Annotated in this window: 14 protein-coding genes; 11 read left to right on the plus strand and 3 right to left on the minus strand. The window is 71.3% G+C overall.

The window, feature by feature from the left end; all coding sequences use genetic code 11:
* Positions 1 to 116: 116 nt before the first annotated feature.
* From AC068B_RS16385 to AC068B_RS16405, 5 genes are all read left to right on the plus strand, one after another.
* A complete protein-coding gene (locus AC068B_RS16385; RefSeq protein WP_478672180.1) occupies positions 117 to 1,481 on the plus strand; it encodes an APC family permease in 1,365 nt (454 codons plus the stop codon).
* Between the two features lie 231 nt (positions 1,482 to 1,712).
* The gene (locus AC068B_RS16390; protein WP_478672181.1) at positions 1,713 to 2,108 is read left to right on the plus strand and encodes a hypothetical protein; all 396 of its coding nucleotides are present in this window, start codon (positions 1,713 to 1,715) and stop codon (positions 2,106 to 2,108) included.
* A gap of 5 nt (positions 2,109 to 2,113) precedes the next feature.
* On the plus strand, positions 2,114 to 2,917 hold the full coding sequence (locus AC068B_RS16395; RefSeq protein ID WP_478672717.1) for a transcriptional regulator: 804 nt from the start codon (positions 2,114 to 2,116) through the stop codon (positions 2,915 to 2,917).
* A gap of 37 nt (positions 2,918 to 2,954) precedes the next feature.
* Positions 2,955 to 3,392 carry a roadblock/LC7 domain-containing protein gene (locus AC068B_RS16400; RefSeq protein WP_478672183.1) on the plus strand — a complete coding sequence of 146 codons (438 nt, stop codon included), beginning with the start codon at positions 2,955 to 2,957 and terminating at the stop codon, positions 3,390 to 3,392.
* A gap of 75 nt (positions 3,393 to 3,467) precedes the next feature.
* A complete protein-coding gene (locus tag AC068B_RS16405; protein WP_055567693.1) occupies positions 3,468 to 3,842 on the plus strand; it encodes a hypothetical protein in 375 nt (124 codons plus the stop codon).
* A gap of 83 nt (positions 3,843 to 3,925) precedes the next feature.
* Here AC068B_RS16405 and AC068B_RS16410 read toward each other — a convergent pair whose 3' ends face one another.
* On the minus strand, positions 3,926 to 4,759 hold the full coding sequence (locus AC068B_RS16410; protein ID WP_468563323.1) for a MurR/RpiR family transcriptional regulator: 834 nt from the start codon (positions 4,757 to 4,759) through the stop codon (positions 3,926 to 3,928).
* On the minus strand, positions 4,756 to 6,315 hold the full coding sequence (locus AC068B_RS16415) for an aromatic amino acid ammonia-lyase (RefSeq protein WP_478672184.1): 1,560 nt from the start codon (positions 6,313 to 6,315) through the stop codon (positions 4,756 to 4,758). Before AC068B_RS16415 ends, AC068B_RS16410 begins: the two co-directional genes overlap by 4 nt.
* A gap of 141 nt (positions 6,316 to 6,456) precedes the next feature.
* Between AC068B_RS16415 and AC068B_RS16420 the strand changes: the two genes are divergently transcribed.
* The 6 genes from AC068B_RS16420 to AC068B_RS16445 are packed head-to-tail and all read left to right on the plus strand — an operon-like array spanning position 6,457 to position 11,735.
* Positions 6,457 to 7,566 (plus strand): ABC transporter ATP-binding protein, encoded by a 1,110-nt coding sequence (locus AC068B_RS16420; protein WP_478672185.1) that lies wholly within the window; start codon positions 6,457 to 6,459, stop codon positions 7,564 to 7,566.
* Positions 7,563 to 8,210 (plus strand): ABC transporter permease, encoded by a 648-nt coding sequence (locus tag AC068B_RS16425; RefSeq protein ID WP_478672186.1) that lies wholly within the window; start codon positions 7,563 to 7,565, stop codon positions 8,208 to 8,210. The genes AC068B_RS16420 and AC068B_RS16425 overlap by 4 nt, the downstream gene beginning before the upstream one ends.
* A gap of 1 nt (position 8,211) precedes the next feature.
* Positions 8,212 to 8,883, plus strand: coding sequence for an ABC transporter permease (locus AC068B_RS16430; protein ID WP_478672188.1), 672 nt, complete (start codon positions 8,212 to 8,214; stop codon positions 8,881 to 8,883).
* A gap of 11 nt (positions 8,884 to 8,894) precedes the next feature.
* The gene (locus AC068B_RS16435) at positions 8,895 to 9,830 is read left to right on the plus strand and encodes an ABC transporter substrate-binding protein (RefSeq protein ID WP_478672189.1); all 936 of its coding nucleotides are present in this window, start codon (positions 8,895 to 8,897) and stop codon (positions 9,828 to 9,830) included.
* Between the two features lie 46 nt (positions 9,831 to 9,876).
* On the plus strand, positions 9,877 to 11,304 hold the full coding sequence (locus tag AC068B_RS16440) for a purine-cytosine permease family protein (RefSeq protein ID WP_478672191.1): 1,428 nt from the start codon (positions 9,877 to 9,879) through the stop codon (positions 11,302 to 11,304).
* Positions 11,305 to 11,315: 11 nt separating this feature from the next.
* The gene (locus AC068B_RS16445) at positions 11,316 to 11,735 is read left to right on the plus strand and encodes a hypothetical protein (protein WP_478672192.1); all 420 of its coding nucleotides are present in this window, start codon (positions 11,316 to 11,318) and stop codon (positions 11,733 to 11,735) included.
* 37 nt (positions 11,736 to 11,772) lie between these two features.
* On the opposite strand, the gene AC068B_RS16450 is transcribed toward AC068B_RS16445, so the two are convergent.
* On the minus strand, positions 11,773 to 12,534 hold the full coding sequence (locus AC068B_RS16450; protein ID WP_478672193.1) for an SDR family oxidoreductase: 762 nt from the start codon (positions 12,532 to 12,534) through the stop codon (positions 11,773 to 11,775).
* Between the last annotated feature and the right edge of the window lie 87 nt (positions 12,535 to 12,621).

The raw sequence follows: 12,621 nt of genomic DNA on the forward strand, positions 1-12,621 counted from the left end.
GCCGCGCCGCCTCCGCGGCCCCACCGGACGCTCTGAGCTTCCTCAACTCCCGCATGGTGACCTGGATCACGGGCACACCCTCCCTCGACCCGTACCCGGTCTCGGGGGAGGCACCTGTGACGACGTCCGACACGTCCACCACCGCATCACCACCCACCGAAGACGGCGCGCTGCACCGCGCCATCGGCCCCAAGCTGCTGATCCTCTTCGTGATCGGCGACATCCTCGGCACCGGCATCTACGCCACCACGGGCAAGGTCGCGGGGAAGGTCGGCGGCGCGCTCTGGGTGCCGTTCGCGATCGGCTTCGTGGTGGCGATCCTGACGGCGGCGTCGTACGTCGAACTGGTCGGCAAGTACCCGAAGGCGGCCGGTGCCGCGCTCTACACCCAGAAGGCGTTCAAGACGCCGTTCCTCACCTTCATCATCGCCTTCATGGTGATGTGCTCCGGGCTCTCCTCCGCAAGCGCCGCCGCCCGCGCCTTCAGCGGCGACTACCTCGCCGAGCTGACGGGCGACGCGCTGCCGCCGACCCTGATCGCCATCGCCTTCATCGTGCTGCTCGCGGCGCTGAACCTGCGGGGCGTCTCGGAGTCGGTGAAGACGAACGTGGTCCTCACCCTCGTCGAGCTCACCGGCCTCGCGATCATCCTCACGATCGGCGCGTACGCCGTGCTGACCGGGGACGGCGAACCCTCGCGCCTCACCCAGTTCGAGTCGGACGGCACGGGATACGCCCTGCTGACCGGGGTGCTGGGGGCCACGGCCCTCGGCTTCTTCGCCTTCGTCGGGTTCGAGGACTCGGTGAACATGGCCGAGGAGACGAAGGATCCGGTGCGCACCTTCCCCCGCGCGATCTTCATCGGCGTCGCGGTGACCGGCACGATCTACGTCCTGGTCGCGCTCGTCTCGTCCCTCCTTGTCGACTACAAGACCCTGGAGGGATCGAGCGGTCCGCTGCTCGAAGTCGTCAAGGCGGGCGGCGTCGACTTCCCGCACGGACTCTTCGCCCTCATCGCCCTGTTCGCGGTCACCAACTCGGCACTGATCAACATCATGATGGCCTCGCGGCTCTGCTACGGCATGGCCAACGAACGCATCCTGCCGCGCGCCATGGGCCGGGTCCTCGCCGGGCGCCGCACCCCGGTCGTCGGCATCGTCTTCGTCTCGCTCCTCGCGATCGGCCTGGTCTCCACGGGCGAGATCGAGGGCCTCGGCGACACGACGGCGTTCCTGCTCCTGTGCGTGTTCGCGGTGGTCAACGTGGCGGTCCTGGTCCTGCGCCGCGACCCCGTCGGGCACCGGCACTTCCGCGCGCCGACCGTCCTCCCCGTACTCGGCGCGATCACCGCCCTGATCCTCGCGAGCCCCCTCGCGGACCGCCCCGCGGAGGTCTACATCCGCGCCGGCGTACTCATCGCCATCGGCATCGGGCTGTGGGGCGTGAACAAGGTGGTACTCAGGACCCGCGGCGAGGACTGACACCACCCCGGGGGACGCCTCGATCGCTTGACCGGCACATTCGGTCAGCGATGGGCCGCCGCGGGCCATGACCGAACGCGTCCCGTCGACCTCGGACGCATTCCCTCGGAATATGCCCATTCACCACGGAACCCCGGCTCCTCTGCGTACTTTCCTCTGCACCGGATGGCGAGAGCCGCCCGGTCGGGTGGTGGGGACCGCCCGGTTCCACCTTGGGGAAGGGGAGGCCGCGTGCCCGGAATCGACGAGTGTCTGTACGAAGCCATGACACTGCCCGGTGCCCGTGGAGCCGCGATCGTCGACTGGACCAGCGGGCTCGCCCTCGGTTCGGTCGGCGATTCCCCCAACGGTGACTACGAAGCGACCGCCGCGGAGACCGCCGAGGTGGCCCGCACGGCCGCCGAGTACCAGGCGTTCGCCCCGGTCGAGGACGGCGCGGACCTCAAGGGGCTCCCGGTCGAGGACCTCATGCTCACCACGCGCACCGGATTCCATCTGATCCGGTACGTGGAGACGACCTTCGACAGCAGCGTCTTCCTCTACCTCTGGCTCGACCGGGACACCGGCAACCTCGCCATGGCTCGAATACGGCTGCGGAGCCTGGCCGAACGACTGGTGCTGGTGTGAACGCCCTGCGGGCCGCGGAGCCCGCCGCAGTCCCGCTGTCCATCACCGCGCCCGCCATCTCGCCCCTGCTCACCCGGCTCGCCACCGAGCGGGCCACCGGCGCCTTCCTGCGCGCCCAGGGCACCCTCTACCTCGTCGACGGGTGTGTCGTGCATGCCGAGAGCCCCGCGGCGCCCGGCATCGACGTCCTGCTCACGGCCGGTGGCGCCCTGGAGGCGCAGGGCTGGCAGGAGGCCCTCTCGGCGGCGGGGACGCGGCACGAGGTGGGGCGGGAGCTGGTCGCCAGCGGCCGGGTCACCGCGGGCGAGCTGGAGGTCTGCCACCTCGGCGCGCTCTTCGACGCCGCGTTCTTCGTCCTCGGGGCGGCGAACGGCCCCACCCGGTTCCGCTACGGCGTCGCGCACTGGCTCGGCCCGCTCCGCCCGGTGCCCGCCGCGGCGGTCGAGCGCGAGACCGTGCGGCGCCGGGCCTTCCTGGACAGCATCTGGCCCCGCCCCGAGGTCGACACCGCGCCGGTCGTGCCCCGGCAGCCCGCGCCCGGCCAGGCGGTCGCCGTGCGCCAGCGTGCGCTGCTGCGGCTCGCGGACGGCGTGCGGACGCCGACGGCCATCGCCCGGGCCCTGGGCCGCCCGTCCTTCCACACCCTGGTCGAGGTCAGACGGCTGGCGGCCGCCGGTCTCGTGGAGGACCCCGGAACACCGGGGGACGAACAGGTCACGGTGGCCCTCCCCTTCACGGACCCGGCGGGCTGCGCCGAGCCCGACATCGCACTGCTGCGCCGGGTCCGTGACGCGCTGGAGGCGCTGTGAATCTCCCTGCCGTCCCTTGGGCCGGGACCTCGTCCACATGAAGTTCTTCGCGCCCTGGAGGCGCGCAGGGAGGAGAGAGCTGGTGGCTGCCGAAGCCGACGTACTCGGCGAACTGAAACGGCTGCGGACCCGGCTTCCCCAGCTCCGCGGCGCGCTGACGGCCAGCGTCGACGGGCTCCTGCTCGCGCAGGACGCCTCGGACGTGGAGGCGGAGGGCGTCTGCGCGCTCACCGCCGCGGCGCTCGGCGTGGCCCTGCGGCTGTCCGACGCCACGCGCCAGGGCGGCTTCCGCGAACTGCTCATCCGCGGCGAACAGGGCTACGTGGCCACCTACGCGGCCGGTTCGTCCGCCGTGCTCACGCTGCTCGCCGAGCCCCGCATCAACGTGGGCCGGCTGCACCTGGAGGCCCGCCGTTCCAGCGCGCTCATCGGAGAGCTGGTCGACGCCGCCGTCGAACGAGCGGAGGAAACCTGACCCATGCCCCCCACCACACCCTCGTCGTCCTCTTCAGCACGGACGCCCGGCAGACGGAAAGGAAGCACGAAGCACATGACCGACACGGAGACCGCACTCAAGGAAGCGACCACCACGATCGAGGGCGTCATCGGCGCCGCTCTGGTCGACTACACGAGCGGAATGGCCCTCGGCACCATCGGGGGCGGAAAGGACCTGGACCTGTCGGTGGCGGCGGCCGGGAACACGGACGTGGTGCGCGCCAAGCTGCGCACCATGGAGATGCTCGGGCTCAAGGACGAGATCGAGGACATCCTGATCTCGCTCGGCTCGCAGTACCACCTCATCCGGCTGATGAAGGGGCGCAACAACAACGGCCTCTTCCTCTACCTGGCCCTCGACAAGGACCGCGCGAACCTGGCGATGGCCCGCCATCAGCTGAAGCGCATCGAGACCGGCCTTGACGTCTGAGATCTGACACCTGACGTCCGGCCGACCGGCGGCGCCGCGCTCCCCCCCGGGCGTGGCGTCGCCTTCATGTCCGCTCACTCCCCCTACTCCACGAACAGCCCCCGCGCCGCCGCCCGCACGTCGAACTCCTCCAGGCGGGCCTGGGCGTCCGGGAGGTTGTCGCACATGGCCTCCAGGAGGACGCGGCCCAGGAGCATCGGGGCGCACGCCGTGTCGAAGGCGAGGCCGGTGCCGACGGCCGCCGGGAGCAGGAGGTCGGAGTGGGCGGCGACCGGGGCGAAGGCCGAGTCGGCGACGGTGACCACGGTCAGGCCCGCGGACTGCGCGTAGGCGAGGGCGTCGACGACCTCGCGGGGGTGGCGGGGCAGCGCGAAGCAGAGGAGGGCCGTGGCACCGGCCCGGACCGCCGCGTCGACACGGTCGGCGAGCATCGTGCCGCCCTCGTCGAGGAGGCGCACGTCGGGGTGGACCTTCGCGGCGAAGTACGAGAAGCCGTACGCCTGGGAGGCGGCGGCCCGCAGCCCGAGGACGGGGAGGGGCCGGGACTCGGCGAGGAGCCGTCCCGCGCGCTCGACCGGCGCCGGGTCGGCGAGGACCTCCGCGAGGTGCCGGAGGTTCTCGATCTCCGCGTCGACCGCCTGCTGGTACTCGTTGGCGGCCGTGACCCCCGACTCCTCCGCGGGCGCCACGTCCCGCAGGTGCCTGCGGAGCGCCGGATAGCCGTCGAAGCCTAGGGCGACCGCGAAGCGGGTGACCGAGGGCTGGCTGACGCCCGCGAGTTCGGCCAGCTCCACGCTGGAGAGGAAGGGCGCGTCGGCGGCCCTGCGCACCATGCAGTGCGCGATGCGCCGCTGGGTGGGCGTGAGCCGGTGGCCCTCGAAGAGCACTTGCAGTCGCGCGGCAGGGCTGTCACTCATGCCGTCCCCCTCAGGATGTCCGTACCCGCTGTCGTTCCGGCGCCGAGTTCCGACCACAGGATGGTGAACCGGTCGAGCAGCCCCGCCGCCGCGGTCACATCATCCGTCAACGGCCGGTCCGCGAGCTCCGCTTCCAGGACGGAGTCGGCGAGTTCGAAGGCCCGGGCGAGCGGCGTGTCCGGATCGAGACGCATGTCCCGCTGCCGCAACGCCCTTATGGCGGCTACCAGTTCGCATCCGACCACCATGCGGAACGCCTCGCAGGCGCGCAGGGTCTGGCGGGCGGCGAGGGAGGCGAAGCTGGCCTGTTCCTCGACGCCGCGGGAGAGCACCGCGTGCCCCAGGGAGGCGGGCGCGGAGAAGGCCCGCAGGTCACCGAGGGCGGCCCCGGCCGCGTATTCGAGGATCATGACGCCGGACGAGGCGGGTTCGCCGTCCGCGAGGAAGGGCCGCAGGCGGGTGAAGGCCGGTTCGTTGAGGGTGGAGAGACGGGAGGTCGACAGGCGTGCCGCCTGGGTCACGGCGAGCCTGAAGTGGTCTAGCGCAAGGGCCAGTTGGGCCAGGTAGAAGCCGCCGTGGTGGTACGCGGCCATGTCGTCGGGCGAGATCAGGGGGTTCTCGGCGGCGGCGTTGATCTCGACGGTGAGGACGCCTTCCAGGGCGTCCGCCGCGTCGTGCGCGGGGCCGTGGATCTGCGGCACGCAGCGGAAGCCGTAGGGGTCCTGGATACGGCCGAGGGGCGGAGTGGGGCGGTCGGGGGCGCCCAGCAAACGGCGCATGCGCTCGGCGACCGCGTACGAGCCGGGGTGCCGCCGCGCCTCGTGCACGGGCAGCGCGTACGCCTCGTACGAACCGTCGACCGCCATCAGGGACAGCGCGGCGACCACCTGCGTGGCGCCCATCAGGCCGCGCAGCTCGTGCAGGGCGAGCGCGGACTGGCCGAGGGTGAGGGCGTTGCTGCTGATCAGGGCGAGGGCGTCGTTGTTGTCGAGGGGCTGCGACTCCGGCGGTTCCCCCGGACCCTGCCAGGGGTGTTCGCCAGCCAGCGCGAGGCCCATCTGGGAGAGGGCCGCGATGTCGCCGGTGCCGACCGAGCCGAACTCGTTGACCGTGGGGTACGCGCCGGTCTCCAGGGCCGCGCAGAGCGCGGTGACGACGGTGGGGCGCAGTCCGGCGCCGCCCGCGAGGAGCTGGTTGGCGCGGACCGCGAGCATGGCGCGGACCTGGGCGGCGGGCAGTTCGGCGCCGATGGCTCCGGCGTGCGAGCGGAGCAGTCTGAGGCCGTGGTCGGCGGCGGCCTCGGTGGGCACGTTCTCATTCCGGTTGGCGCCGACGCCGGTGGAGCGGCCGTAGACGCGGCCCCAGGCGGCGATCTCTCTCGCGGCGTTCCAGGAGTCCTCGGCGCGCTTCATTCCATCGGTCGCGGGCACCGGCCGGGCATCGGATTCGGCCAGGCGTACGACGTCTGCGACCATCAGTCCCCGGCCGTCGAGGACGACGACCGCTTTCCTGTCGCCGGTCGCCCTGTCCGCGATACGAGATGACTTCACTCGCATTCCTCCTCAATCGGACGCCCTGTCTTGCCTGTCGACCTGTAATCACGAGCGATTTGCGTTCGAGCGCCGACTAGGTATTGACAATCTATTCAGACAACGAGAACTCTGCATGACGATATACAGCCGGGCAAGGGACTCCTCATGATCCAGTTCGACACGGTCAACAAACGCTTCCCGAACGGCACGACAGCGGTCCACGACCTCACCCTGGACATGCCGGAAGGCGGCGTGACCGTCCTCGTCGGATCCTCCGGTTGTGGCAAGACGACGACCCTCCGCATGATCAACCGAATGGTCGACCCGACCTCGGGGACGATCCGGGTCGGCGGCCGCGACGTCCTGGAGCAGGACGCGGCGGAGCTGCGCCGCTCCATCGGCTATGTGATCCAGCAGGCCGGTCTCTTCCCGCACCGCACGGTCCTCGACAACGTCGCCACGGTCCCGCTGCTGCTCGGCTGGGGCCGCAGGAAGGCGCGGGCGCGGGCCGCGGAACTCCTGGAGACGGTGGGTCTCGCCCCGGACGCGGGACGCCGCTACCCCCACCAGCTCTCCGGCGGTCAGCAGCAGCGCGTCGGCGTGGCCCGCGCGCTCGCCGCGGATCCGCCGGTGCTGCTCATGGACGAGCCGTTCGGCGCGGTCGACCCGGTGGTCCGCACCCAGCTCCAGGACGAACTGCTGCGACTTCAGCGGGAGTTGAGCAAGACCATCGTCTTCGTCACGCACGACATCGACGAGGCGGTGCGGCTCGGTGACCGCATAGCCGTGTTCCGCACCGGCGGCCATCTCGTGCAGTGCGCCGAGCCCGCGGAACTCCTCGCCCGCCCGGCGGACGACTTCGTCGCGGACTTCCTGGGCGCGGAGCGCGGTCTGAAGCTGCTCTCCCTGTCGACGCTGGCGGGCGTCCCGCAGGGTCCCGCGCCGGAGGGCGGCGCGTGGACGCTCCGCCTGGACTCGGCGGGCGTGCCGGTGTCCTGGCGGCACAAGGACGGTGACGCGGCGGACGTCCCCGTACGTCCCCTCCGCGACGCGGACTCGCTGCTCGCGGCGCTGGACGAGTCCCTGTCCGCCCCGACGGGGCTGGTGGCCCGCGTGGACGCGGAGGGGGTCCTCACGGGGGTGACGTCCCGCGACGACATCCACGAGGGTGCGGGTGCGGCGCATGCGAGGGGCCGTTCCGTCCGCGGCCCGGTGGGGGCTGATCGCGCAGTTCCCCGCGCCCCTGAGCCGACCACCTCGAAGCACACCTCATGACCGTCGACTGGTCGTGGATAGCCGACCACACCGACGATCTCACCAGCCTCACCCTCTCCCACCTCCAGGCCGCCCTCTCCGCCGTCGCCCTCGGGCTGCTGATCTCGCTGCCGCTGGCCGTCGTCGCGCACCGCGTGCGGGCCCTGCGCGGGCTCCTCCTCGGGCTGTCGAACGTGCTCTTCACCATCCCGTCCATCGCCGTCTTCGTGCTGCTCCTGCCGGTCAGCGGGCTCACCCGCACCACCACCGTCATCGGCCTGACGATCTACACGCTCGTGGTGCTCCTGCGGAACACCGTCGAGGGTCTGGACTCCGTCCCGGCGAAGACGAAGGAAGCGGCCAAGGCCATGGGCACCCGGCCCCTGCGCACGCTGCTCACCGTCGAGCTCCCCCTCGCCCTGCCGGTGATCATGGCGGGCGTACGGATCGCGACGATCATGTCGATCTCGCTGGTCTCCGTGGCGACGTACATCGGTGACGGCGGTCTCGGACAGCTCTTCACCGACGGGTTCCAGCGCAACTTCCCCACCCCGGTGATCGTCGGCGTGGTCCTCACGCTGCTCCTCGCGCTCGTCGCGGACGCGCTGCTCGTCACCCTCCAGTACGTCCTGACGCCCTGGACCCGTCGCCGGAGGAGCGCCTGACATGTACGAACTCTTCAAGGACCTCGGCGCCTGGCTGGTCAGCGGCGAGCAGTGGACCGGGCCCGACGGCATCGGGCACCGCCTCGCCGAGCACCTGCAGTACTCGCTGCTCGCGACGGTCATCGCCGCCGCCATCGCGCTGCCCGTCGGCCTGCTCATCGGGCACACCGGACGCGGCGCCTTCGTCGCCATCAACCTCTCCTCCTTCGGCCGGGCACTGCCCACCGTCGGACTCGTCGTGCTGGTCTTCCTCGCCAGCGGCCTGTCGATGTGGCCCGTCTACATCGCGCTCGTCGCGCTCGCCGTGCCCTCCATCGTCACCAACACATACGCGGGCATGACCGCCGTCGACCCCGAGGTGCGGGACGCGGCGCGCGGCCAGGGCATGCGGGCCCACCAGGTGCTCCTCCAGGTCGAGTTGCCGCTCGCGCTGCCGCTGATCATGACGGGCCTGCGGCTCGCCCTCATCCAGGTCGTCGCGACGGCCACCATCGCCGCGTACGTCTCCTTCGGCGGACTCGGCCGGTACGTCTTCGACGGACTCGCCCAGCGCGACCTGGTGCAGGTGCTCGGCGGTGCCGTGCTCGTCGCGGTCGTCGCCGTCGTCCTGGACCTCGCGCTCTCCGCGCTGCAGCGCGCCCTCTTCCGCCACCGCCCCGCCCCGCAGGCCTAGGAGCACCCCACATGAACCGCAGAACCCTCCTCGGCGGACTCCTCGCCACCGCGTCCGTGCCCGCCCTCGCCGCCTGCAGCGGTGGCATCACCTCCCTCGACGGCGGGGGCGGGGGCGGCGGCGGAGGCGGCTCCAGCAAGAACGGCGTCACCATCGGCACCGCCAACTTCACCGAGAACCAGGTCCTCGGGTACCTGTACGCGGCCGCCCTCGATGCGGCAGGCGTGAAGACGAACGTCCGGCCCAACCTCGGCACCCGCGAGATCCTCATCCCCGCGCTCAAGGGCGGCGACATCGACCTGCTCCCCGAGTACCAGGGCGCCCTCCTGCACTACCTGGACCCCAAGGCGAAGGCCACGGAGGAGGGCGAGATGCAGAACGCCCTCGCCATGCGCCTCCCGCGCGGCCTGCAGATCCTCCCGTACGGGCGGGCCGAGGACTCCGACGCGTTCGTCGTCACCCGCGACACCGCCAAGGAGTACGGCCTCAAGTCCCTCGCCGACCTGGCGAAGCACAACGGCAAGCTGGTCATCGGCGCCGCCGCCGAGGTGAAGAAGCGCACGGTGGGCGCGGTCGGCCTCAAGGACGTCTACGGGGTCGAGTTCAAGGAGTTCAAGTCGCTCGACTCGTCGGGGCCGCTGGTGAAGGGCGCCCTGCGCAAGGGCGACGTCGACGTGGCGAACCTCTTCACCACCGACACCGACATCGCCGCCGAGGGCTGGGTCGTCCTCACCGACCCCAAGAACCTCGTCCCCGGCCAGCACATCGTCCCGCTCGTCGCCGACCGCAAGGCCGACTCGACGGTGCGCAAGGCGCTCGCCCGCCTGGGCGCACTCCTGACCACGGCCCAGCTCACCGAGCTCAACCGCCTGGTGGACAAGGACAAGAAGGACCCGGAGGACGTCGCGCAGGACTGGGCGGAGCAGCACGGCATCACGAAGAAGTAGGCGTACGGACAAGAAGTAGGCATACGGACAAGGGGAGTTGACCTGCGTGGCAGCTGAAGACCTGGTGGAGCGGCGCTCCATCGACGTCGTCCCTGACGACGAACGGCACGGCACGGCGTTCAGCCAGTTCACGCTCTGGCTCGGCGCCAACCTGCAGATCACCGCGGTGGTGACGGGCGCACTCGCCGTCGTCTTCGGCGGCGACGTGGTGTGGTCGCTCGTCGGCCTCGTCCTCGGCAACCTCCTCGGCGGCGCGGTCATGGCGCTGCACTCGGCGCAGGGGCCGAAGCTGGGGCTGCCGCAGATGATCCAGTCGCGGGCCCAGTTCGGAGTGAAGGGCGCGGTCGTCCCGCTGCTCCTCGTCATCCTCATGTACGTCGGCTTCTTCGCGAGCGGCAGCGTGCTAGCCGGGCAGGCGACGGCCGAGCTGACGCACACGAACGACACCACCGGCATCATCGTGTTCGCCGTCATCACGGCGGTCATGGCGGCGGTCGGCTACCGCGTCATCCACGTGCTCGGCCGGGTGGCCAGCGTGATCTGCGCGCTCGCCTTCGTCTACCTGGGCATCCGGCTCTTGGACCGCGTGGACCTGTCGGCGCTCCTCGGCGACGCCCACTTCGACCTGCCGATGTTCCTGCTCGCCGTCTCCCTGTCGGCGTCCTGGCAGCTCGCCTTCGGCCCGTACGTCGCCGACTACTCGCGCTATCTGCCGCGCACGACGTCGACGAAGGCCACGTTCTGGTGGACGCTTTCGGGGTCGGCGATCGGCTCGCAGTGGTCGATGACGTTCGGGGTGCTCGTGGCGGCGAGCGCGGGGGACGCGTTCCTCGCCAACCAGGTCGGGTACGTCGTCGGGCTCGGCGGCACCGGCCTGATCGCCTCGTTCCTGTACTTCGTGATCGCGCTCGGCAAGCTGACCATCAACGTGCTCAACACCTACGGCGGCTTCATGTCGATGGTCACGAGCATCAGCGGCTTCCGCGGCCAGAAGGTGCTCGGGCCGCGCGGGCGGGCCGCGTACATCGCCGTGATCATGGTGGCGGGCACGGCGGTCGCGCTGCTCGGCAAGGACAGCTTCCTGTCCTCCTTCAAGGACTTCCTGCTGTTCCTGCTGACGTTCTTCACGCCCTGGTCGGCGATCAACCTGGTCGACTACTACCTGATCTCCCGCGAGCGCTACGACATCCCCGCCCTCTTCGACCCGCACGGCCGCTACGGCGCCTGGCGCTGGGACGCCCTGGTGGTCTACGGCGTGGGGGTCCTCGCCCAGCTGCCCTTCCTCGCCACCCACTTCTACACGGGACCGCTGGTCGACCCGCTGGGCGGCGCCGACGTCTCCTGGATCGTGGGCCTCGTGGTGCCCGCCCTGCTGTACTGGACGCTGGCCAGGCGGAACCCGCCCGTCCCTGGGGATGGGCCCCGGGTGGAAAGGGGGGTTAGCCCCACCGCCCAGGGCGCTCCGGCGCCGTAACGTAAACGGGTATGGAAGCCCGTGACGCCGAACTCAAGAAGGAACTCGACGCCACTCTGCATGCCCGCAGAGAACTCGGCGAAGAGTACGACTCCGCCTTGGTCGACTCGTTCCTCGGGAAGATCGAGCAGCGCCTGGACGGCACGATCGACCGCAGGATGCGCCGCCACCTGGCCGAGCAGCAGATGGTGGTCGCCCGTGGCGCCCGCTCCCCCGCGAGCGGGGTCGACTCCTGGGGCGAGCGCTTCGGGTTCGGCGTCGTCTCGCTGATCCTCGCGGTGCCGCTCTCCGCGATCGCCGTGGTCAACGCGGGCCTGACCGGACTCTTCGTGTCCTGGGCGGGCATCGTCGGCGTGAACGTGGCGGCCTCGTACCGCGGTTCGTCCGGCGGGCGGCGGCGCGACGAGCGCAGGTCGGATTGGGACGACTGACCCCGTCCCGTCCCCTGCCCGCCCCCTCCGGGGCGGCTCACGCCTGGCGCGTGGGCACCACGATCAGCTGGCGCAGGTTGACGTGGCGCGGGCGGCTCGTCGCATAGGCGATCAGGTCCGCGATGTCCTCCGACTCCAGCGCGCCGACCGCGTCGAACAGGCCTTCCAGCTGCCCGCTCAGCTCACCGTTGTCGATGTGCCCGCGCAGCTCGGTGTCCGTGAACCCCGGCTCGACGTTGATGACGCGCACGTCGCGCGGCCCGAGCTCGGTGCGCAGCGACTCCGACAGATAGGTCAGCGCCGCCTTCGTCGCCCCGTACACCGCGTAGTTGGTGAACGCGAGGTGCGCGCCGATCGAGGAGATGTTGACCAGGTCCGCCGCACCGCCCTCCGCGGCCGCCGCGATCAGGTCCGGCGTGAAGGCGCCGATGATGCGCAGCGCCCCCGCCACGTTCGTGTCCAGCATCCGCTGCCACTCGTCGGTGCGGGCCTCGGTGACCGGGTTGGGCAGCATCACGCCCGCCGAGTTCACCACCAGGTCCACGCGTCCGTAGGCCGCCCGGACCCGCTCGGTTGCGGCGTCCACCGACGCCTGGTCGGTGACGTCGGCGGTGACGACGAGCGCCCGGCCGCCGTCCGCCTCGATCTTGGCGGCCAGCTCTTCGAGCCGGTCCGCGCGGCGGGCGAGCAGGACGACCCGCGCTCCCTCGGCGGCGAGCAGCCTGGCGGTGGCCTCTCCGATGCCGCTGGCCGCGCCGGTGACGAGGGCGGTGCGGTCCTGAAGCGTCTCGTACGACATGAGTGAACTCCCTGGTGATCTGCGCGGTGATCTGCGCGGTGGCCTGCGCCGGGGGCTTCCCCGGCGGCGAGAACCACTCTGTGCGGG

It is taken from the genome of Streptomyces sp. NPDC042371, assembly GCF_056437465.1.